At 58.0% G+C, this 22,855-nt stretch carries 15 protein-coding genes; 7 read left to right on the forward strand and 8 right to left on the reverse strand.

The features are described 5' to 3' along the window. Positions 1-25: 25 nt before the first annotated feature. The 4 genes from ACUZ9P_RS04275 to ACUZ9P_RS04290 form a co-directional block, all read right to left on the reverse strand. Entirely contained in the window at positions 26-1,165 is a 1,140-nt protein-coding gene (locus ACUZ9P_RS04275) for a DegT/DnrJ/EryC1/StrS family aminotransferase (RefSeq protein ID WP_449248767.1), read from the reverse strand. Between the two features lie 157 nt (positions 1,166-1,322). After that, positions 1,323-1,790, reverse strand: a complete 468-nt coding sequence (locus ACUZ9P_RS04280) for a chemotaxis protein CheW (protein ID WP_027180850.1) — start codon at positions 1,788-1,790, stop codon at positions 1,323-1,325. Between the two features lie 244 nt (positions 1,791-2,034). After that, positions 2,035-2,859: a glycosyltransferase family 8 protein gene (locus ACUZ9P_RS04285; protein ID WP_449248768.1), complete on the reverse strand. Its 825-nt coding sequence runs from the start codon at positions 2,857-2,859 to the stop codon at positions 2,035-2,037. Next, positions 2,856-5,687 (reverse strand): response regulator, encoded by a 2,832-nt coding sequence (locus tag ACUZ9P_RS04290; protein ID WP_449248769.1) that lies wholly within the window; start codon positions 5,685-5,687, stop codon positions 2,856-2,858. The genes ACUZ9P_RS04285 and ACUZ9P_RS04290 overlap by 4 nt, the downstream gene beginning before the upstream one ends. 170 nt (positions 5,688-5,857) lie before the next feature. On the opposite strand from ACUZ9P_RS04290, the gene ACUZ9P_RS04295 reads away from it, so the two are divergent. Continuing rightward, positions 5,858-6,793, forward strand: coding sequence for a DMT family transporter (locus tag ACUZ9P_RS04295; RefSeq protein WP_449248770.1), 936 nt, complete (start codon positions 5,858-5,860; stop codon positions 6,791-6,793). A gap of 9 nt (positions 6,794-6,802) precedes the next feature. Here ACUZ9P_RS04295 and ACUZ9P_RS04300 read toward each other — a convergent pair whose 3' ends face one another. Next, entirely contained in the window at positions 6,803-8,437 is a 1,635-nt protein-coding gene (locus tag ACUZ9P_RS04300; RefSeq protein ID WP_449248771.1) for a cobyric acid synthase, read from the reverse strand. Positions 8,438-8,719: 282 nt separating this feature from the next. Here ACUZ9P_RS04300 and ACUZ9P_RS04305 point away from each other — a divergent pair, with 282 nt between their 5' ends. The 3 genes from ACUZ9P_RS04305 (at position 8,720) to ACUZ9P_RS04315 (ending at position 12,768) form a co-directional block, all read left to right on the forward strand. After that, positions 8,720-10,762: an AsmA family protein gene (locus ACUZ9P_RS04305; protein WP_449248772.1), complete on the forward strand. Its 2,043-nt coding sequence runs from the start codon at positions 8,720-8,722 to the stop codon at positions 10,760-10,762. Positions 10,763-11,039: 277 nt separating this feature from the next. Then, positions 11,040-11,888 carry a flagellar motor stator protein MotA gene (motA, locus tag ACUZ9P_RS04310; protein WP_449248773.1) on the forward strand — a complete coding sequence of 283 codons (849 nt, stop codon included), beginning with the start codon at positions 11,040-11,042 and terminating at the stop codon, positions 11,886-11,888. A 169-nt stretch (positions 11,889-12,057) separates the two neighbouring features. Continuing rightward, the gene (locus ACUZ9P_RS04315) at positions 12,058-12,768 is read left to right on the forward strand and encodes an OmpA/MotB family protein (protein WP_298997635.1); all 711 of its coding nucleotides are present in this window, start codon (positions 12,058-12,060) and stop codon (positions 12,766-12,768) included. 108 nt (positions 12,769-12,876) lie between these two features. Here the strand turns inward: ACUZ9P_RS04315 and htpG are convergent, their stop codons facing one another. Beyond that, positions 12,877-14,853 carry a molecular chaperone HtpG gene (gene htpG / locus ACUZ9P_RS04320; protein ID WP_449248774.1) on the reverse strand — a complete coding sequence of 659 codons (1,977 nt, stop codon included), beginning with the start codon at positions 14,851-14,853 and terminating at the stop codon, positions 12,877-12,879. A 310-nt stretch (positions 14,854-15,163) separates the two neighbouring features. Between htpG and ACUZ9P_RS04325 the strand changes: the two genes are divergently transcribed. Both ACUZ9P_RS04325 and cydB read left to right on the forward strand, forming a co-directional pair. Continuing rightward, the gene (locus ACUZ9P_RS04325; protein WP_449248775.1) at positions 15,164-16,480 is read left to right on the forward strand and encodes a cytochrome ubiquinol oxidase subunit I; all 1,317 of its coding nucleotides are present in this window, start codon (positions 15,164-15,166) and stop codon (positions 16,478-16,480) included. Between the two features lie 2 nt (positions 16,481-16,482). After that, on the forward strand, positions 16,483-17,508 hold the full coding sequence (gene cydB / locus ACUZ9P_RS04330; RefSeq protein WP_449248776.1) for a cytochrome d ubiquinol oxidase subunit II: 1,026 nt from the start codon (positions 16,483-16,485) through the stop codon (positions 17,506-17,508). 118 nt (positions 17,509-17,626) lie between these two features. Here the strand turns inward: cydB and ACUZ9P_RS04335 are convergent, their stop codons facing one another. Together ACUZ9P_RS04335 and ACUZ9P_RS04340 are read right to left on the reverse strand one after the other, a co-directional pair. After that, complete coding sequence (locus tag ACUZ9P_RS04335; RefSeq protein ID WP_449248777.1) at positions 17,627-17,899, reverse strand: hypothetical protein; 273 nt, start codon at positions 17,897-17,899, stop codon at positions 17,627-17,629. A 54-nt stretch (positions 17,900-17,953) separates the two neighbouring features. Next, a complete protein-coding gene (locus ACUZ9P_RS04340) occupies positions 17,954-18,844 on the reverse strand; it encodes a hypothetical protein (RefSeq protein ID WP_449248778.1) in 891 nt (296 codons plus the stop codon). A 451-nt stretch (positions 18,845-19,295) separates the two neighbouring features. Here ACUZ9P_RS04340 and ACUZ9P_RS04345 point away from each other — a divergent pair, with 451 nt between their 5' ends. Next, the gene (locus tag ACUZ9P_RS04345; protein ID WP_449248779.1) at positions 19,296-22,847 is read left to right on the forward strand and encodes an FAD-binding and (Fe-S)-binding domain-containing protein; all 3,552 of its coding nucleotides are present in this window, start codon (positions 19,296-19,298) and stop codon (positions 22,845-22,847) included. The last annotated feature ends 8 nt before the right edge of the window (positions 22,848-22,855 follow it).

Genomic DNA, 22,855 nt, shown 5'->3' on the forward strand with positions numbered 1-22,855 from the left:
CAAATCTCCAGCGCACTGGCGAGCGCTACTTGAGTGCGGCAACAAGCGCGTCGCACACGCTCTCCACATCTTCGGCGCTGAGGCCGGGGTGCAGGGGCAGGGTCACAAGTTCGCCATAGAGCTGTTCCGTCACGGGCAGCGACTCCGCGCCCCCGCCAAAGCAGCTGAGCAGGTGATTGGGTTTGTAATGCACCCCGGTGGGGATATCGCGTGCCGCCATAAATTCCTTAACGGCATCTTTGCGGCCACCTAGCACACGCACGGGCATGATATGGCGCACCACAAAGTCCTGCGGGTCAGTGGCCAGCAGGGCAAGGCCCTCCACAGTTGCGAGGCGCTGTTCATAAATGGCTGTAAGCATGCGGCGTGCGGGGATAAATTCCGATTCAAGCCGCCCAAGCTGCACCCGCCCGATGGCGGCCATGATATTGCTCATGTGATAACGCCAGCCCTGACGGGTCACATCGGGATCCCACGAACGCCCGCCAGTAAAGCGCTTTTGCGCATCGTTGGCTACTGAAAGCAGACGGGCGTCAGAAGCCAACTGTCCCGCTTGCTCGTCAAAGGCCACCAGACAACCGCCTTCACCGCAGGTAATATTTTTGATGCCGTCAAAGCTGAAGCAGACCATGTCGCCAAAGCTGCCGATCATGCGGCCCTTGCTTTTGCAGCCAAAAGCGTGGGCGGCGTCTTCCACCACGCGCAAACCCTTTGCACGGGCAAAATCGTATACAGCGTCAATCTGCCAGGGATTGCTGGCATAGTGTACAGGCATGATGGCAATGGTGCGGGGGGTCAGGCGGCGTTCGGCATCGGCAAGGTCAATGGTGCCTGTTTCGGGCAGCACATCGCAGGCCACAGGCTGACAGCCTGCGGCGGTAATGGCCTGAAAAGACGCCACAAAGGTAAGGGAAGGAACCAGAACTTCCGGCTTGCCGTCTACGCGGCACTGGGCGGCAACGGCATCCACGGCCAGATGCAGGGCCGCAGTACCTGTATTTACGGAAATAACCTGACTGGGCTTGACGCCGAGGTAGCGGGCGACTTCTTCTTCAAAAAGACGCACTTCGTTGCCCATGCCGAGATAGCCGTCTTCAGTAATAACACGGCTTACGGCGCGGGCTTCAGCTTCACCCACAATGGAGCGGGAAAGACGCATGGACATAAGGCCTCCTGCTGCGGCGGCATAACCGTAGCGGCTGTGCCGCTCCGGCTGGCGAAGGCTTCAGGCTGCGCGTCGTTCACTCAAAACACCGCAGGACGCCGGGCTTTAAAAAGTCCGCCGTCCGCACGGAATCAGTAGTGCGCGCCTGGCCGCCATGCTAACCCGCATCGGCGTTCATGTCGCTCAATAACGTGTCGAGGTCAAGCAGAATGAGCAGGCGGTCTTCAAGCTTGCCCACGCCCCGGATATACTCGGAGCCGATACCGCAAACCACCGGTGGCGCAGGCTCCACAGTGGAGGCCGGAATGCGCAGCACTTCGGACACGCCGTCCACCAGAAAACCCACTATCTTCTGGTTAAATTCCATCACAACAATGCGCGTGTTGCCATCGTGCTCCAGGGCGGGCATGCTGAAGCGCGTGCGCATGTTGACGACCGGAATAACCTTGCCGCGCAGATTGATGACGCCTTCAATAAAGGCTGCGGCATGGGGTACCATGGTGATCTGCATGAGACGGATGATTTCCTGAACGGAAAGGATGTCCACCCCGAACTCTTCTTCGCCAATGCGGAATGTCACCAGTTGGAGCAGATCGCCCTCATGTTCCTGCCCGGAACCTTGCAGCACGTCCTGCCTAGTCGCCTGCGCCGCGTCCATTGTATCCGTCATGGGATGGCCTCCATGGTATAAGCGGGCGTTTTCCGCCCATGAATCGCCGCTTTTGCGGCAATCCGTCATATGCAATCCGCTGCAATCTGCGCCGGGATCGACCCCGCTAACTGGAGCGTTCAGGCCCCGGTTTCAACCTTATCGGACAGAGCGGAGAATACTTCAGAGTGGATGACAAAAACAATACTTTCGGGCCGGGTTACGCCCAGCTTTCCACCAGCGCGCGTTCCTGGGGATTCAGGTATTCCATCCAGATTCCCCGCATGTAGTCATAGTGATTGATGCACAGGTCAGGCAGGTTGGTTCGTTTATATGCCCAGGGCTTGGGGCCGTGAAAATGCACTATCCGTGCTTCATCCCTGCATTCCTCTCTATAGGGGGGGCTGTTCCAGCAGTCATCCAGCCGCGTTATGCGCTTGCCAAAAAAATAATTCACCAGCGACTGATCAAGGTTGCCGATGCGCGATTCATTTTCCCGGCAAAAAGCCATGAAATGCCCTATCAGATCGCGCTTGCGCAGCCGCTCAAGATTGAACAGCGCCACTCCGCTGGAATATGTCCAGATGGGAAAAGGCATGGGAACGGTATACCGTTCGCCCCTGTATTCATAAAAAAGCTGCTGGTGCTGGTGATAAAATGGAGCTGTGTATTCCCTTGCCATACCCACGTAGGGTGGATGTTGCGCAAAAAGTTCGTCCAGAGGGCGATAAAAAAGCACATCCGTATCGCAGTAAAGTACACGGTCGTCCTGGGCAAGCTCGGGCACAAGAGCAAGCTCAAGTTTGAGAAAGCATCCGGCGCAGGCCTGTCCCAAGGGTGTGAAACCGCTTGGGTCAAGGCGCGGCGTATAGCGCGCAACAGGAATATTTTCCGCAGTAAGTTCTGCCAGCAAGGCCGCATCATTTCCGGCGTAGACGCAGAGGCAGGGGGCGTCATTGCCCTGCACTGCGCGCAATGACCGCACCGCCACCTTGAGCAGGGTCAGATACTTGATCTTGTCGTCAAGGCAAAAAACGGTCTTCACAGGCTTTCTCCGCGCAGACGCCGTTGCAGGGCTGCCGCCTGCCCCTGTAGGGCCGCATTGTCAAAGTCTTTTACCGAGGCAAGAATTGCGGTCAGATCTTCTGCATAGGGGGTGCCGTTCACAAGAGGCATAAACAGTTCAATGGCGCTTTCCGCATTGCCCCAGTCCGTTTCCATCAGTTCGGGCAGTTCAGCAAGCAGAGCCAGCAGGTTGTCCCGGTGCTCGCCTTCCAGATGCATGGTGCCTGCTGTGGCCACGCTCCCATCGCCTTCTAGACAGCGTACGCGCAGCAGCACTTCGTTCATGCACGCTTCAAACTCATCCATCAGTTCTTCACTCGGCGGAATAAGGGGCAAAGAGTTTTCCATGTGCCGCGTAAGGCGGCATACCCGCTCCACGCCAAGGTTGGCGGCAACGCCCTTTACCGTATGCGCCAGACGGGCCGCGCCACGCAGATCGCCGCAGGCAAGCAGCCCGCGCAGCTCCCTGGCGCTCTCGCCGTAGTGATCCACAAAACGCAGCAGCAGTTCACGGTACAATTCGCGGTTGCCGCCTACGGTTGCAAGGCCAGCCTCCACATTGACCGCCTGCCCCTCCGGTACAGAAGAGGCTTGGGCCGGATCGCGCATAACGTCCAGCGAAAGCCGTTCCTCACCCTCATGAACACGGCTTTCCGCGGCTGCTGCGGCAAAAAAATCATCCGGGCCAACATCTGCGGTCAGCGGATTGGAGTGCAATCCGCCCGGAAGCCACGTTTCAAGGGCGGCATACAGAGCGGCAGGATCAACCGGCTTGGTGAGATAATCGTTCATGCCCACGTTCTTGCCTTCCAGACGGGAAGCGGCATCAGCATGGGCAGTCATGGCAAGAATGGGCAGATCCGCAGGTGAAAAACCCAGCGCGCGGATGCGCATGGTGGCTTGAAGCCCGTCCATTACGGGCATCTGCACATCCATGAGCACAAGGTCAACACCGCCGCCCCGTACTTCTTCAACCGCCGCAAGCCCGTTGGAGGCCACACGCACGGCAAGCCCGGCCTGGGTCAGCAGCTCGCTGGCGATCTGGGCGTTGATCTCGTTATCCTCCACCACAAGTACAGTGCGGTGCGACGGGGTTGCAACGCCAAGGGCACTGTCCACAACAGCGGCGGCTTCTTCCTGAGCCGAGGTGGTCTCCGTAATGGCTTCGCCCTGTTGCACCCAGCCGAAGGACAATTCAAAGAAAAAGCGGCTCCCCTTGCCGGGTGCGCTTGCCACAGAAAGCTCGCCGCCCATGAGGTTGACCAGTTGCCGCGCCAGCGCAAGCCCGAGGCCAAGGCCACTGTTTGAACGGGTCAACGACTCGTCGCCCAAGGCAAAGGGTTCAAAAAGCTTGTCCTTAAGAACAGCATCCATGCCGGGGCCGCTGTCGGCCACCACAAAGAGCAGACGACATCCGCCATCTTCCAGACCGCCGTGGGCAAGCTGCACACTGCACTCCACGGAGCCAGTGCGGGTATACTTGACCGCATTGTCCAGCAGGATGCGCAACACTTCTTCCAGATGCCGTTCGTCACCTTCCACAACCACCGGCACAGCCGGATCAAGTGTAAAAATCAGCTCCAACTGTTTTTCAAGGGCGCTGCCCGCCACGCTCTGCCGCAACAGCTCCAGCAGGCGGGGCACCTGAAATGCCCGGTTTTCGCGGCGCAGCAAGCCCTCGTTTGCACTTGAAAAATCAAGAATCCTGTTGACCATGTCCAGCAGCAGGCTGCCCGATTTGTTGATCTGGGATAGATAGTCGCGCTGCACGCCACTGAGGCCCGCTTGCAGGCTAAGATAGCTCATGCCGATGATGGCATTGAGGGGCGTGCGGATTTCGTGGCTCATACGGCGTAAAAAATCTTCCTGCACGTGTGAGGCCCTTTGGGCGAGTTCCAGTGACGACAAGGCCTGCGCACGGGCAAGCACGGCCTGCTGCTTGCTTTTGCGAGCACGCCTTTCGGCCTCTTTCAGTTCGCGGATACGGGAGAACAGCGTTCCCTTCATGCGTTGCAGGGAGGCGAACATGACGGCCAGTTCATCCCGGTACTTGAGCTTCAAGGGCTCGGGATCCTCGCCCGCCGCCACGCCTTCCGCGTACTGGCTGACCTCGCCCAGCGGCTTGGCGACCCTCTTCTGAAAGATATAAATATTGGCAACCGCGCTGGCCCCCAAGGCCAGCAAGGCAAAAAACATGGCCCAGACCATCTGGACAAGCGGAGACTCCTGTTTGCTCACCTGTTCCAGAAAGCTGCGGTACTGCACTTCGCGCAGGGCCAGCGCGCTGAAAAGAACCTGCTGCGCTTCACTGTCCAGATTGACCCTGTCTACCCAGCTCTGCGCGCCTTTCAGGTCAAGCCCGTCCCTGTCCCACAGGGGCGGTCCGCTATTGCCCACAGCCATGTTCATGGCGGTATCAAGCAGGCTGTCGAGGTGCCTGCGCTGGGCAAGAAGCGCCTGAACCTGCCCTTGCAGACCTCCCGTCACATTGAGATTGCGGGCAATATGTTCAAAGGTTCCCTCGTGCCCGACGGCGTCCTGCATCTCGTGGACGCGATCCTGATTCAGCATCTGCCACTTGGCGTAACGCTCTGGATTTCCTGTAAAAATAAAGGCATGGGCTTCTTCGTAACTCTGCCGGGTATTAGTTTCCACATCCACCAGGAGGGAATCAAGCCTGTAGTAGTTTTCGAGTACCCTGCGGCCCTCATTCAGGCCACGCCCCAGAGAGACCAGGCAAAGCCCAAGCAGCAGAAGAAGCAGCAACTGCGCGAGGTTGGAAGTTTTTATGATGGTTCTGATGCTCATGCTTCTTGCTCCCGCAGGCAGCGGACAGTGCCTTTCGTCAAGCTTGAACCCGGACAGGCAGGCACCCCCGCGCGACTGGCGGATGGCCTCATACCTTGAAGTATTGGCATTCTTACCATAGGCTGCCGCAAAAATCACCCGCGACCATTCTGGAGAAACTGAAAACCCTCATGTCCCCCACCGCCCGAAATTTATTGCCCCACGCGGCCTTGCTGACAGCCATGGCCTTTTGGGGCTCCACCTTTGTAGTGCTGCGCATCGCACTGACCGCCTTGACCCCCCTGCAAACCATGGCCGGACGCATGCTTGTGGCCTGCATTGTTTTTTTGCCCCTGTGGCCGCGCCTCTGGCGCGAACTCAAGGAACACGGCAATCTGGGGACGCTGACGCTCATGGCCCTGTGCGAACCCTGCCTCTTTTTTCTGTTTGAAACCAACGCGCTGCGCCTGACCACGGCCTCGCAGGCTGGCATGATAACATCCCTGCTGCCCCTGCTGGTGGCGGCAGTAGCCTTTGTAGCCCTGCGCGAGCACGCGGGCCTGCGCATGTGGCTGGGTTTTTTGCTGGCAGTTTGCGGCGTCACGTGGCTCACCCTTGCCGCGGTTCCGGACGAAAAAGCCGCCAATCCCCTGCTGGGCAACATCCTTGAGGGTATCGCCATGTGCTGTGCCGCCGGATATACCGTGCTGGCCCGCCACCTTTCAACTGTATACAGCGCCCTGTGCATCACCGCGGTTCAAGCCTTTGTAGGCATGATCTTTTTTTGTCTGCTGGCTCTTGTGGTGCCGGAATCAGACACGCTTATCAGCCTTGGCAGAGATTTTCCCGCCTGGGTTCCCGGGGCCTGCGTGTTCTATCTGGGCGGCATTGTGACCTTTGCAGGATACGGCCTGTACAATTTTGGCGTTAAGCGCCTTTCTGCTGGGCGCGCCGCCGCCTACACCAATCTCATACCTGTTTTTGCCCTGCTCTTCGGCGTCGCCCTGCTGGGCGAGAAACTCCCGCCCGCGCAATATGGCGGGGCCTTGCTTATCGTGCTTGGCGTGCTGCTGAGCCAATGGCGGGGAATAAGCCGCAACGCCCTGGCCCAAAAACCGACAGCATGATTTTTCTGCTCAAGCCAGTTGCAGCACGTTGAGTATGGCTGGCATGTCCAACGCTGCTTCCACAGCATCGGCCAGCCTGTCCAGCTCGGGGCCGAGGCTATAGGCTGTTTCCGGCGCTGACGGCAAACCCGCCTCATGCCGCAGGCGGCGCAAAAATGCATGGCGAAAGGCATCCTCGTCAAAAAGGCCGTGCAGATAACTGCCCCACACGCGGGCGCTCCCCCGGGCATCGCACCGCCCCCAGCCCAGGGCGCTCCCCCCGGAGTCGGTCATCACAACCCGCATGACGGCAGACGCGACATCGCCCGCAGCTGGTTCTCCAGCTATATCCGACAATTCTCCTTGCAAGGAGGAGGTCTCGCCGTGATGGATTTCATAGCCTGTCACGGCCTGACGTTCTGCTCCGGTCACGCAGGCATCCACCCATCCGGCGGCGCGGCACAGGCGCTTGGCTGCCAGCAGCCTTGTGTGGAGGGGCAGCAGGCCAAGCCCCGGCTCGCATCCGCCTTCTTCAATCAGCAGGGGGTCGGCTATTTCAACTCCAAGCATCTGCAAACCCCCGCAAATGCCCACCAGTGCGCCAGTGCTGCGCGCCATGCACTGACGGGCAAATTCCTTAACCAGCCCGGCCAGCCCGGTACTCCGCAAAAAATGCAGATCACCCACGGTATTGCGGCTGCCCGGCAGAATGACCACATGCGGCGCGCCCCACTGCTCGGCGTGGCGTACAATACGCAACTGCACCCCCGGTTCGTCCCGCAGGGCGTCAAGATCCGTGGCATTACTCAAATGCGGCAGATCGGGCACCACAATATCCAGCAAGCCGGGGCCACCAGAGGTTTGCCCCATGCGCAGGCCAGGGGTCAGACCTTCCTTGAAGCTTACGGAGTCCTCTTCGGGCAGGCGCAGGTTTTCCAGCATGGGCACAACCCCCCAAAAGGGTTTGCCCGTGCGTTTTTGGAGCATGATCAGGGCGGGATCCAGCAGGCTGGCGTCGCCCCGGAACTTGTTGAGAATAAAGCCCCCTACCCGCCCCCTTTCCGCGCGGGTGAGCAGGGCCATGGTGCCCGCCAGGGCCGCAAAGGCCCCGCCACGGTCAATATCCGCCACCAGGGCCACATGCGCCCCGGCATAACGGGCCATGCGCATGTTTACAATATCATGCGCCTTGAGGTTGATCTCAGCCGGGCTGCCCGCCCCTTCAAGCACCATAACATCCATATCTGCGGCCAGGCTGCGGTAGGCACGGCGCACGGCCTTCCAGGCTTCCGGCTTATAGGCGAGATACTCGCCCACGCGCATGTGCCCCACGGCTTCGCCCAGTACAATAACCTGAGAGCCCACGTTGGACGTGGGCTTAAGCAGCACCGGGTTCATGCGCACGTCTGGCGCGAGGCCGCAGGCGGCGGCCTGCAAGACCTGAGCACGGCCCATTTCCTTGCCGTCGCTGGTTACAAAGGAATTGAGCGCCATGTTCTGCGCCTTGAAGGGTGCAACCCGCAGCCCTCTGCGCGCCAGTAGACGGCATACAGCCGCCGTAATCAGGCTTTTGCCCGCGTTTGAGCATGTTCCCTGAATCATGAGAGCCGGGGGCAAAGAACGCCCCGGCCCCGATTGCGCCGTGTGAACCGGTCTGGCCGCCATGTGCGGTAATCCTCCCTGCACCTGCGGCAATGCCCGTTCAGTGCTGTGTCTTTTATAATATCTTTCCGACAATATATGGATTGAGGGAAGCTACCGCAACCGATGCGCCCGTGCAGTCCGCCAAAGTGCAAAGCTGACCTGTTGCGCTGTGCGTTCTTCGCCTTGCACTGCTTGCCAGCTTTTCGTATAAAAGAAATGGTGGTCATACAAATACCCGCCGCAGCCCTGAAGGGCACGGCGGTTTACGCGGCCGCCATGGCCGCAAATACCTGCGGAGTTTCAATGAAGCGTGTATTTTTATGGATTCTGGGTGGCGCCACGGTTCTGGCAGTGGCGGCGGCTGTTCTGCTCAGCAGGGTAGACGCTGGATTTGTGATGCGGCAGATAGCCGATGCCACGGCCAAAGCCACTGGGCAGCCTTTAACGTTTGACAGCCCGCCTGGAATTTCCTTTTTCCCCCCCGGTGTCAATTTTGGACAGGCGCACTGGGGCAGCGCCAGCGATGGGCAGGGCGTGGTCATATCCGTCAAAAGCGGCATGGCCCAACTGGAGCTGAGCCCCCTGCTTACGGGCAATGTTGTCGTGCGTGAAGTTCGGCTGAACAGCCCCGTGATTGAAGTCCGCGAAAACAAGGCCGTTGCCGCTGCCAAGCCGGACGCGGAAAAAACCGCCGTTGAAACCAAGCCCGCCGCTGTGACCCCGCCAGCCCTTCCCATTGAGCTGAAGCGCCTTGTACTGCGTCAAGGTGTTGCGACCTACACAAGCGCAAATGGTAAAACGCTGCGCATTGATGATGTAAACTTTTCTGTAGAAAATCTGCGCACCGGGCAAGAAGCAGTGGTGCAGTGCGACTTTGCCTTTATTTTTGGCGACAGCACCGCCGGGCCTGCTGCCCCCGCCGCCAAATCTGGCGCAAACAACATCTCGGGTACGCTGGCATTTTCTTCCCGCCTGCGCTACGCGCCGCCTCAGCTGCTTTTCCGGCAGACTGCGCTGACTGTCACACCGCTCACCGGAGCGCTGCCCAAGGAAGCCGGGCCCTTGCAGTTCACCTGTGAAGGCTCGTTGCGGCTGAGCGATCTGCACCTCCAGTTGAGCAAGGCCTTGCTCAATACGCCCCAGGCCCGGGTGAGCGCATCCGGCGAAGGCGGGCTGGCCCCTCTGGCGTTCAACGGCGCTCTTGAGATGGAAGGCTCGCCCCACAAACTTGCCGCGCTGGCAGGCCACAAACTGGCGACTCCCTCTGCCAAGGACGATCTGCGCTTCAGAACAATGGTGCGCTATACCGCCAATGCCCTAAACCTCAGCCAGATGCTTCTCCAACTTGACGATCTTTCCCTGCGCGGCGGTTTGCGCCTTGACCTGCCCGAAAGCGCCCCCATGCTTGTGACTGCTGACGTGCAGACCGGCATGCTCAATCTTGACCCCTACATGCCCCAGGCAGAATCCGGAAAAAATGCGGCGGAAACCAAGCCTGCGGGGCACGACGGCACAGCTGCTAGCGGCAAGCGCGCCAAGCCGGATGCGGAAGCGGCACGGCGCATGCCGGGGCTGGACATCCGCGCCAAAGTGGCTGGCATTACCAAGAGCGGATTGCAGGTAAAAGACATTGCGCTGGCCATCAAGGGAGAAAAAGGACGCTATGCCCTGACCTCCTTAACCGCCAGCCTTGGCAGCGGCGGGCTTATCAAGTCCACCGGCAACATGGATATGGCAACTGAAACTTGCACTCTCAAGGCGCAGGCCGCCGATGTGGAGCTTGGCCCGCTGCTGGTTGCCCTTGGAAAGGGACGGCTGGCCGACGGGCAGGCCTCGCTGGATGCGGATGTGACCATGAGGTGCGCGGACGCCAATGATATTCGCCAAAGTCTTGGTGGACGCGGGCTGCTTGAAATACGCCGCCTGCATGTTCCGGCCATGGCGGAGCTTTCCAAGAGCATCCCCTCGCTCACCGGCAGGGGGGGGGCGCTGCCCGACCGCTTTGATCTGGCCCGTGCGCCCTTTACCGCCCGCGATGGCGAAATCAACGCAAGTCCCATCACTGTCACCTCCGCCACTCTCAACGCTGCGGGCAAGGCGCGCATAAGCCTGCCCAAACAGTACATGGACGCGGCTCTGGACATCAAAACCATGGGGCTGACAATTCCTGTGACGGCTAAGGGGCCTTTGAGTGACATTTCGTATGGTGTTGACCCGCGTTTTGCCCTTGATATGGCAAAAAATCTGCCGGGCACATTGCTGAAAACGGGTAAAGAAGCCGGAAGCACCACCAAGGGCGCGGCAAAGGGCGCGGAAGGGCTGGTTCGCGGTATCCTGGGCCGTTAACAGACATGGCTGCGGCCCTGACAAAAATACTTGCCAGGGGCAAACGGCAAGGCAAACAGCACCGATTCACGGGTAAGGGTATTTTGTCCGGGGCTTGCCTTTTCGGCGTCATGGGCTAAAGCTATTAGCATCACGGGCGTTAAGCATTAAAGAAGGCCTGAACGCGCTGTAAAGGCGCGATTGGTGAGCGGAGTGGTCAAAATTCCGCCAGCCAGGCAACACACGAGCTTTACGGGGTTTCCTTGCCCGGTAAGGCATAGAGCGAACAGGCGGCAGTATGTACTTACTTATAGGACTGGTCATTGTTGCGGCTTCAGTCGGCACGGGCTACACCATGGCCCACGGCGACTGGGGCATTCTTTTTCAGCCCGCCGAGTTCATCATTATTTTGGGTTGCGGCCTTGGGGCTTTTTTTGGTTCGCAGACCAAGTACACTTTTGGCCTGGTTGTCAAAAGCCTCAAACACCTGTTTGCCGACCCTGGTTCCAGCAAAAATCACTACCTTGAGACCCTTGCCCTGCTGTATGCGCTCTTTTCCAAAATGCACCGCGAGGGCGTGATCAGTATTGAAAGCGACGTTGAAAAACCCGAATCCAGCCCGATTTTCAGCAAATATCCCAATATTTCCAAAGATACCGTGCTGGTGAACTTTGTGGGCGACACGCTGCGCGTGTACCTGACCACTGGCGACCCCGCAGATATCGACAGCCTCATGGATGTGGATATCGAAACCATGCGCGAGGAAGGTATTTTGCCCGCCCACGCCGTGTCGCACATGGCCGAATCACTGCCGGGCATGGGTATTGTGGCCTGCGTGCTGGGCGTTGTTTTGGCCATGGGTAAGATCAATGAACCGCCGGAAGTTCTTGGGCACTACATCGCGGCAGCACTTGTCGGCACTTTTTTTGGTATTCTTGCCTGCTATGGCCTTTTTGGCCCCATGGGCGCAAAGCTTGAAAACTACGTGGCCGAAGAACATTTTTACTTTAACTCCATCAAGGAAGCCGTGGCTGCCGCCATTCGCGGATCAACTCCGCTGATCGCCGTGGAATATGGGCGCAGGGCCATACCCTACCCCTTCCGGCCTTCTTTTGCAGAAATGGAAGAACGGCTCAAGAGCGGCTAAGCCGGGGCAAACGGGCTGGCTGCCTCCTAATCGGGGAGTGCGGGCGCAGATATTTTGCCCTTCTGTAAAAACCTGCTATGGTTTGTACATCAAGGGCGCGGACGGCTGATTTTTATGCCGTCAGCGAAAGCGTAAGGCCCGGCGCAGATTACTACGAAGGAGAAAGCCTATGGGCGGCGGCGCATGGAAAGTGGCGTATGCCGACTTTGTTACGGCCATGATGGCCTTCTTCCTTCTGTTGTGGATCCTCAGCATGGTGCCGCCCGACACCAAGGCGGGTCTAGCCGCGTACTTCAGCGGTGAGCGCAATTTCGACTCCAGCTCCACATCCCCCATATCAAACAATCCGTTCATCCAGAACACGGATAAAATTGACGCGCGCGACCTCAAAATCAACGAGGTTGAAAAGTCGCACTACGCCATCGCGCAAAAAATCAAGCAGATGCTCATGGCAGATGCCGTGCCGCAAAATTCCTCGGGCATCAGCGCGGATGATGTGGGTGTGCAGTTGCGCGTCAATTCGGACGTTATGTTCCGCCCCGGCAGCGTTGACCTGCTGCCCGAAGGCACCAAGGTGCTGGAAGCGGTGCTGAAGCTCATGAACGAATACAACCTGTACCTTGTGGTGCGCGGACACGCGGACTCCACCGAGGCCAGACCGCCATTTGCCTCCGCGTGGGAGCTTTCCGGCGCGCGCGCATCGGCCATGGTCCATTTTCTTGCCGAAAAGGGCATCAAACCCACGCGCATGCGCGCTGTGAGCTACGGCGATACGCGCCCCCTCAAGCCGGGCATTGACGAACAGAGCCGCGCCATGAACCGGCGGGTGGAATTTTTCTTCCATCGCCCAGAGGTCATGTCGTACAGCGTGGTGTACTAACCCCACATTCAGCCAGCAAATTGCAACAGAAACGGCCCCTGTGAACATACACAAGGGCCGTTTCTCTATTTCACTGACTCGGATGCCGTAACGGCATCCCGGCCAGAGCTATATCTTACGTACTTCCGTGTACCAGGCAGCAGCCTCTTCAAGCAGCTTGCCCGTGCGGGCCGCCAATGCCTGAGGATCCTTGAGGTAGCCGTCCAGCAGCAGGCTGGCGTCAAACAGGCAGCCAGTCATGTCGGCCAGGATTTTGTCGTCCGCGTCTGCCTTGAACATGCGCAACAGGCTGCGCAGCAGCGGATGATCGCGGTTGACCTCCAGCACCTTCACAGGGATGGAATCATCCTTTTGCATGACCTTGAGCAGCTTTTCCATGGAGGACGACAGGCCGCCATCGGGCGAAACCAGCACTGCGGGGCTGTCTGCCAGACGGTGAGAAACACGCACGTCCGTCACTTTGTCGCCCAGGATTTCCTTCATCTTGCCAAGCAGGGCGTCAAAACTTGCCGAATCATCGTCAGAAAGCGGCGCTGCGGCTTCGTGTTCCGGCTGCTCCTTGTCGGCAAAGTCTTTCAGGGCATCGTCCGCCGCTGTTTCCACTGACTTGAATTCCCAGTCCTTGTACTTGGCAAGGCCGTCCATGACAAATTCGTCCACAGGCTCGTACAGCCACAGCACTTCAATGCCCTTGCGGCGGAAACGCTCCATGTGCGGATTGAGCCGGGCGGCCTCTCGGTTAGGCGCAGCCACATACCAGATGGTCTTTTGCCCTTCTGAAGCGCGGGCCATGTATTCATCAAGGCTGGTGAGCGCCTCCGCATCAGCGAGGGACGAAGAATTGAAGCGCAGCAAGGCGCTGATACGCTCACGGTTGGCATAGTCGTGGTAACCCAGCTTGAAAACCTTGCCGTGCAGCTTCCAGAAGCGGCTGTATTTTTCCGCATCGTCCTTGGCCAGCTTTTCGAGATGACCCAAGGTCTGTTTGACCAGCACCTGATTGATCTTGCGCAGCACCACGTTTTCCTGAAGCGTCTCGCGCGAGATGTTCAGGGGCAGGTCTTCCGTATCGACCACGCCTTTGAGGAAGGCCAGATATTCAGGCACCAGCTCTTTGTTGCGGTGCTGGATGAGCACGCGGCGGGCATAGAGATCAAGCCCCCAGAATTCGCGGTCGGCACCAAAAAAATCCTGCGCCGAATCGGGCGTGAACAGGAGGGCATTAAACTGCACAGGCGCATCCACAGAAAGATGCAGGGTGTCCAGCGGCTCCTTGGCGTCATAGGTCAGGGCTTTGTAAAAGGAATCGTACTGTTCCTTGGTGACCGAAAACTTTGGCTCGCGCCACAGCGCAGGCTGGGTGTTGACCCGCTCTCCGTCCACGAGGACAGGGAAGGGAACAAAGGCCGAATGCTTGCGGATAACCGACTCAACGCGGAACTTTTCTGCAAATTCGGCGGCATCGTCCTTGAGCCATGCCTTGATAACCGTACCGCGCGCGGGTTCATCCCCGGTTGCGGGTTCAACGGTAAAGGTGCCAAGCCCGTCGCTGACCCACACGCTGGCTTCGGCATCATCGCCAAAAGCCGGACGCGAAGTAACTTCCACCTTGCTGGCCACCATAAAGACGGAATAAAAGCCCACGCCAAACCGGCCGATAATATTGGCGGCATCCGCAGGACCGGAGTTCTCGCCCTCCTCCCCGCCTTCAGGCTTTGCCGTGTCGCTGCCGTTGGCTGCATTTTCAGCCGCAATATCGGCCAAAAACTGCTCGGAGCCGGATCTGGCAATAGTGCCAAGGTTTTCAGCCAGTTCATCTGCGGTCATGCCAACGCCGGTATCTGCAATGGTCAGAACCTTGGAGTCCTTGTCCAGGCTGATGCGGATTTCAAGGGGGATATCAGCAAGACGGGGGCTTTCGCCCCTGCTCATGCGATAGCGCAATTTATCCAACGCGTCCGAGGCGTTGGAAACAAGTTCCCTCAAAAAAATTTCGCGATTTGTATAAAGCGAATTGGTGAGGATATGCAGGACTTTGCGCACCTCAGCGCGGAATTGGCGGGAATTCTTACCAGCCTCTGCCATGACAAACCTCCTGAAAAAATATATAGATGAAAATAATATCCCCCACTGAAATTTCAAGGGGGATTTGCCAAATTTTACGGCATTTTTCCGCGCGGCAGGTGGCAACGCAGGAAAAGTCGCACGTCTTGCGCCCTGTAAAGCAGGCTGACAGGCACGCACGGACATTCCAATTCAATATTTCATATAAAAGGGGGATAAAACATCAAGCCCGCAGGATTCATACGCATACGGGTAAAATGATATTCGTAACTACTTGCCATTTGATGGGAAAAAAGCTATCTCGCCAGAAGGATATTCAAGGAGGGCCTACATGGACGTTGTAATGCTTTCGCGTTTGCAATTCGCTGTGGCCGTTTTTTTCCATTTCATATTCGTACCGCTTACGCTCGGTCTTTCCGTCATTCTCGCCTGGATGGAAACCCGCTATGTGTGTACCGGTGACGAATTCTGGAAAAAACAAGCCAAATTTTGGGGAAAACTTTTTCTCATCAACTTTACCCTTGGCGTGGTGACGGGCATCACGCTTGAGTTCCAGTTCGGCACCAACTGGTCTCGCTACTCGGAATACGTGGGCGATATTTTCGGCTCCCTGCTGGCTATTGAAGCCACGGTGGCTTTTTTTCTGGAATCCACGTTCCTTGCAGTGTGGCACTTCGGCTGGAACCGCGTTAGCAAAAAAATGCATCTTGCCGCCATTTACATTGTGGCATTTGCGGGCAACCTTTCCGCCCTGTGGATCATTCTTGCCAACGGCTTTATGCAGAACCCGGTGGGCTACACCATCAATGAGGCAGCTGGCCGTGCAGAGCTTGCCAACTTCTGGCAGGTGGTAACCAATGGCTACGCCTGGGGCATGTATGCGCATACGGTGCTTGCATCGTGGGCGCTGGGCGGCTTTTTTGTGCTGGGCGTTTCGGCCTGGCATTTGCTGCGCAAGAGCCAGGTGGACTTTTTCAGGGCCTCCTTCAAGATGGCCGCGCCTTTCACCCTTATTTTTGTTTTGCTGCTGGGCCTTTCGGGCGACCAGCAGGGCAAGACTGTTGCCCAGGTGCAGCCTGCCAAGCTGGCCGCGCTGGAATCCCACTGGGAGACCGGGCGCAACGTGCCCTTCTATCTGCTGGCATGGCCTGACGAGGCCAATGAAGGAAACAAGGTTCAGGCCATTGGCATTCCCGGTCTGCTGAGCTGGATTGCCTACGGCGACACCAACGCCGAAGTGAAGGGCCTCAAGGACTTTGCCAAGGAAGACCGCCCCCCGGTCATGCCTACCTTCCTGAGCTTCCGCGGCATGATCGCCATGGCTGGCCTGTTTGTGCTGCTGGCCGTGGGCGCTTTTTTGCAACGCAAGAAGGACGAACCCTGCCCCCTGCTGCTCAAGGCGCTGGTATGGAACATCCCCCTGCCCTACGTTGCCATCATGCTGGGTTGGGCAGTGGCCGAAATTGGCCGCCAGCCCTGGATTGTTTATGGTCTCATGCGCACTTCCGACGCGGTTTCGCCAGTTCCGGCCGAGAATGTCGCCATTTCGCTGGGTGCCTTCATAGTGGTGTATTCCCTGCTTGGCCTTCTGGACATTTACTTGCTGCGTAAATACGCCATCAAGGGCCCTGACGCCCAGGAGGTATAGCCATGTTGGAAACCATCTGGTTTGTGCTGTGGGCATTGTTGTGGGCCGTGTACTTTATTCTGGACGGTTTTGATCTGGGCCTTGGCGCGTTGCTGCCCTTTTTGGGCAAAAACGAGTCTGAGCGCCGCATCATGTACAATGCTGCCGGGCCCTTCTGGGACGGCAACGAAGTGTGGCTTATTTCCGCTGGCGGCGTGACCTTTGCGGCTTTTCCCAAGGCCTATGCGGTCATGTTCAGCGCGCTGTACGCTCCGCTGCTTCTGCTGCTGTTCGCCCTTATTTTCCGGGCTGTTTCCTTCGAATTCCGCAACAAGGTGGAACATGACAGCTGGCGCGCCCTGTGGGACGGTGTGCACTTTCTTGCCAACCTTATCCCCTGCGTGCTTCTGGGCGTGGCTTTCGCCAACCTGTTCATGGGCATTCCCATTGACGCCAAGGGCGTGTACCACGGCAATCTGCTTGCCCTGCTGAGCATTTACGGTCTTGCGGGCGGCGTGTTCTTTTTGTGCATGTTCCTGCTGCACGGCTCCCTGTGGCTGGCCATCAAGAGCACAGGCAGCCTGCAAACCCGAGCTGTGGCATCGGCCACATTCCTGTGGCCTGTCATGCTGTTGCTGCTGGTGGTCTTTCTGGTTCTCACCGCCATGTACACCAAGCTGTATGCAAACTTTTTGGCCATGCCTGTTCTGTTTGTTCTGCCCTTGCTGGCGCTGGCGGGCCTTGTGGGTGCGCGCATCATGCTGGGTGCGGGCAAGCTGTGGCTGGCCTGGGGGTGCAGCGCCGTATTCATTCTTGGCGTTACCTTCTTTGGCGTGGCGGGCATGTTCCCCGGCATGATCATATCTTCCATTGATCCTGCCGCCACGGTTACGGCCTTTAACGGCGCTTCCAGCCAGCTGACGCTCAAGATCATGCTGGGGGTGGCCCTGGTTATGGTGCCCATCGTGCTTGCGTACCAGTTCTGGATGTACAGGCTGTTCTCTGCCCCTGTGACCAATGAAGATCTCAAGGACGAACACGCCTACTAGCCTTGTCCACAAATGATTAAAAAAGTCCCGTGCTGGTCTACAGCGCGGGACTTTTTGTTGATACCTGTCACAAACACTTTCTTTATAATCAATCCGTTCCCACTACTGCGCGAGATAATCACCGTCCTGCTGAAAGGAATTCTTCAAATCGAAGCAGTGCATTTATTACTGCCCGATGTGACTTATTCCCCCTCTCAGATTTTACTCCTCCGGCGCTATATTCTTTAACAACTGGCTCAATCTTCGCAGCAAGAGCTAACCATGTCATATTTTCCCATTGGCAAACCTTATCAATACGATTTGCATAGTCATAAACTGTGCTCAAATTACCACTAGGAGTTATAACACTATATCCCTTGCTAACAAGCCATTGCCTAAATTCATCATTCATCTTTGCCCCCAGTTTATTAGACACCTTTGGAACAAAAAAGCTTCTGGCAATTGGTTAATCGGTGGATTCCACCTCACGCACGCAGTAGCCCTGATGCCGTAGCGGCGTGAAGTAGTTGGTGCCCCAGGTCACGGCCAGCACAAAGAGCGCGGCGAAAAGACCAATGGCAGGGCTCCACAAGGGGCTTGCGGAAAGGGCCAGCCGCATGAGCAAGGTGCCTATGACAAAACCAGAATTGCGGAACACCGCGTGAAAGGCGGGCATATACCGCTGTGCAATGAGCACCATGGCGATATCTGCAAAAATCAGAACGGTATAGAGGGTTTCAAAGAACTTGAGGTCTTCGCCGGTTTTGACAAAATGCATGAAATCACGGGAGCCGATGAACATAAATATTACAAACAGAGCCAAGGCCAGCATTTTTTTGCTCATGACGTAGCGCATGCGCAGATCGGCTGTGGCGATAAAATGCAGGTGCTGCCGGGCTATGCGCTTGTACATCCCAAGGCACATATATACGGCCAGAGCCCCTGCCCCGGAAACCGCGATGCTGATAACCGGCAGCAGGTCGTCAACCACGCTGACCGGCTCCGGCAAATGCGCCAGTTCCTTAAAGGCGTTGCGCAGCAAAATGAGGGTAAGTATCTCAAACTGCTTGCCCATGGATTGCGAAAGGGAACTGGGGATCGCCAGAATCAGGCTCATGACCTCAAGCCCCAGAATCAGGGTAAAGGCCAGATGAATGGCGTAAAAATGGCTGTGCGGCGTAATCGCGGCAAGCCACGGGGGCAGGATGCCCATGCGCTTGAGTTCCACCCCAAGCAGGGAGAGCAGATATACCCAGAGGATGCACAGGGCCACGCGGCGCTGGGTGGCCGCACGCTCCCAGGCAGAATGCAGCCAGTCAAAAACATCCGTTATTGGCTGTAATTTTATGATAAACATGTGAATAGCTCCATAAATGAATGCCTGGACTCCCAGAAGAACCCCGTCTGGCAGAAGGATATCTACAGCTTGCCAAATGTCAAAGACTACTAATCCTGTTATGGCAGGGGGAATGATGTATGGTGGTACGGGCCATCGTCCTGCACACTTGCCATCCATCAATATAGAACGTAGAGAAAAGGCTTCCCCCGCGTTGCAGACCTTCGGCTTGCCCGATGGGTTTGGACATTTTCGGCGGCCTGCGGCCAGCCGAGAGCGCGAGTTTTTTCCAAACTGCCATGCCGCCCGACCCCGCATCACTACGGGCATCGGTTCGGCATGGTCGGCTATTGGGCGGCTCGCCAATGCGCGGGAAAACAGGGGGTGGATTGAGCATGCCCCGCCTGTCTTAACGGATTTGACCGGCGGCAACGCCGCAAGAGCTTCATTGAGCTTTACGAGGTAGAACGTCATGCCCCACAAGGGTCCGCATATCTCCATTTCTCCCGACTACGTGGTGAACAGGATTCTGCGCATCAACATTGATGACTTTGCAGAATGGCCCGAATCTGTGCGCAACCTGGCCATCGCCATAGCCGAAGAACTTTTTCTGGTGGCCTACAACCCATTTATCAATGCGGAAACCGTGCGCACCAGCGTGCGCGAAAGCTATGACAAGGAATCGGTCTCCCTGGCGCACTATTACGCCACAGCCATCAGCGAAGGCCTCACCATGTTCTGGTCGGCCCACGAGGCCGAAACCGCCTTCCGCGCCAAACTGGTGGACGCCCTGCACGGCGTTTTGCCCGATGAATGCATTCTGACCAATCCCGCTGCCATGGTGGAATCGGCAACAGACGCCACCGACTTGCGCATGGAACTGCCCTTGTTGGTGGTTGAGCCGGACAATACCGAGCAGGTGGCCGAGCTTGTAAAGCTTGCCAACGACATGAAGTTTGCGCTCATTCCGCGCGGCGGCGGCTCCGGCATGACCGGCGGCGCAGTACCCGCGCGCAAGCGCACGGTTATTGTCAGCCTTACGCGGCTGACGCGCATCGGGCCTGTTGACCTTGAAGCCATGACAGTCACCTGTCAGGCAGGGGCCATCACCCAGGCCGTCATCAACGCTGTGGATACCGCGGGCGCGCTGTTTTCCGTTGATCCGGCCTCCAAGCAGGCCTCGACCATCGGCGGCAACGTTTCTGAAAACGCGGGCGGCCCCAGCGCCTTTGAATATGGCACCACGCTGGACAATCTGCTGTGGTGGCGCATGGTCACGCCCACGGGTGAAATCATCACCGTTGAACGTGAAAACCACCCCCGCCACAAAATTCTGCCTGACGAAACCGCCGTCTTTGTGGTCAAGGACGTGAGCGGCGGCGTACGTAACGTGGTGCACCTGCGCGGCGACGAAATCCGCCTGCCGGGCCTTGGCAAGGACGTGACCAACAAGGTTTTGGGCGGCCTGCCGGGCATGCAGAAAGAGGGCGTGGACGGCATCATTACCGAAGCCTGCTTTATCGTTCACCCCAAGCCCAAGTACAGCCGCGTCATGGTGCTTGAATTCTTTGGCCGCTCCATGCACCCCGCTGCCATCGTGGTGCGCGAGCTGGTGGCCCTGCGCAACCGTATCCGGCAGGAAGGCGACTACGCCCACCTGTCGGCCATGGAAGAATTCAACGCCAAGTACGTGCAGGCCATCGAATACAAGCGCAAGTCCGAAAAATACGAGGGCTCGCCCATTTCGGTTATCATCCTTCAGGTGGATGGCGACGATCCCTACCTGCTCGACAAATGCGTGGGCGACATCGTGGGCGTTGTGGAACAGCAGGACAACGTGGATATCATCGTTGCCGCCGACGACAAGGAAGGCGAACGCTTCTGGGAAGACCGCCACAAGCTCTCGGCCATCGCCAAGCGCACCTCCGGCTTCAAGATGAACGAAGACGTGGTCATCCCCATGGACCGCATCCCCGACTTTGCGCTGTTCCTCGAGCAGATCAACCTGGAATGCACGGCGGCCTCCTACCGTTACGCCTTGCAGGAAGTGGGTCGTCTGCCGGGCTTCCCCATGGAAGACAAGGACTTTAACCGCGAGTTTTCGCAGGCCTCCAAGGCTGCCTCGGGCGATGTTGCCGCCACCGAAATTTCGGATATGGAACTGGCCGCCCGCGCAGAAGACTTTCTTGCCAAGCTCAAGGGAAAATACCCCCATCTTGCCAAAAAGATCGACAAGATCAGGGAGTACATGGATGCCAGCCGCATTGTGGTTGCCAGCCATATGCACGCGGGCGACGGCAACTGCCATGTGAACATCCCTGTGAACTCCAACGATGCCCACATGCTTGAAGAAGCGGAAGAAACCGCAGCCCGCATCATGGCTGAATGCCAGGAAATGGGCGGCGAGGTTTCGGGCGAGCACGGCATCGGCATCACCAAGATCGCCTTTTTCGGCAAAGACAAGATGGACGCCCTGCGCGCCTTCAAGGAGCGCGTGGATCCACGCGATGTGATGAACCCGGCCAAGCTGGTTTTCCGCGAACTGCCGGTGCGCCCCTTTACCTTCTCGTTCAACCGCCTGATCCGCGATATTCGCGAAAGCGGCTTGCCCGACAAGGAAAAGCTCATCAGCCTGCTCACCTCCATTCAGGTCTGCACACGCTGCGGCAAGTGCAAGCAGGTCTGCTCCATGTGCTATCCCGAGCGCTCCATGCAGTACCACCCCCGCAACAAGAACATGGTGCTGGGCATGCTGCTGGAGGCCGTGTACTACAGCCAGGTCAACAAGGGCCGCATCGAGGAAAGCCTGCACAAGGCCCTGCGCGATATTGTGGAGCACTGCACCGCCTGTGGCCGCTGCATGGCCAACTGCCCGGTCAAAATTCCCTCGGGCGAGGTGGCCCTTACCCTGCGCGCCCTGCTGGAACACGAAGGCGCTGGCGGGCACCCCATCAAGGGGCATGCCCTTGAGTGGCTCTCGCGCGACATCCAGCACCGTGCGCCCAAGGCGGCCAAAATGGCTTCGCTCGGGCAAAAGATGCAGAACAAGTTTCTCGGTTTCGTGCCAGAAATGTGGAAACGCCGCCTGAAGAGTCCGCTCTTTTCCGGTCGCGGCCCCAAGATGGGCTACACAAATCTGTATGAAACCCTCAAGCTGCACAGGGGTTCCATTTTTGCGCCTGCCGAGCCAACGCCGGGCATGCCCTGCGTCTTGTACTTCCCCGGTTGCGGCGGCGCGCTGTTCTATGACCGCATCGGCGTTTCGTCCGTCATGCTGCTGCTCAAGGCCGGCTTTGCCGTAGCCGTGCCGCCCCGGCACATGTGCTGCGGCTTCCCCTTGCTGGCTGCGGGCATGGATACGGCCTTTGAAGACAACATGGCCCAGAACCGGCAGTATCTGGCCTCCATGCTGCGCAATCTTGCCAAGCTGGGCTTTGACTGCAAGCATATGGTAACAGCCTGCGGCTCGTGCCGTGACGGCCTTGAACGCCTGCACATGGAAACGCAGTTCCCGCAGTTGACCCTGCGCGATGTGGGCCAGCTTACCCTGCCCCTGCTGGACAAGGACAAGCTTAAGGCTCCCCTGCCGGAAGGCTCAAAGGTTCTGTACCACGGCGCGTGCCACTGCGAATGGGCCGATGTGCACAAGATCAAGGGACAAAAGCAGATTATCAAGGCGCTGGGCGACTTCAGCGGTGCCAAGATTACGCTCAACCCCGGCTGCTGCGGCGAATCGGGCATGGGCGCCATGACCTCGCCCGACATCTACAACCTGCTGCGTTCGCGCAAGCAGATCCGCCTTGGCGAAGCCTCTGAACAGGGCAATGACGGCCCCGTGATTGTGGGCTGTCCCTCGTGCAAGATCGGTATTGGCCGCTGCCTCATCAACATGCGCGACAAACGCCCTGTCATGCACGTGGTTGAATGGCTGGCCGGTCAGGTGGATGGTGAGGACCGCCGCCAGACCTTCCGCAAAAAGGCCAACGAAATGCGCGGCGAAGTGCGCGTTATTGACCTGAAATAACAGCCTTA

The organism is Desulfovibrio intestinivivus, from assembly GCF_053570665.1.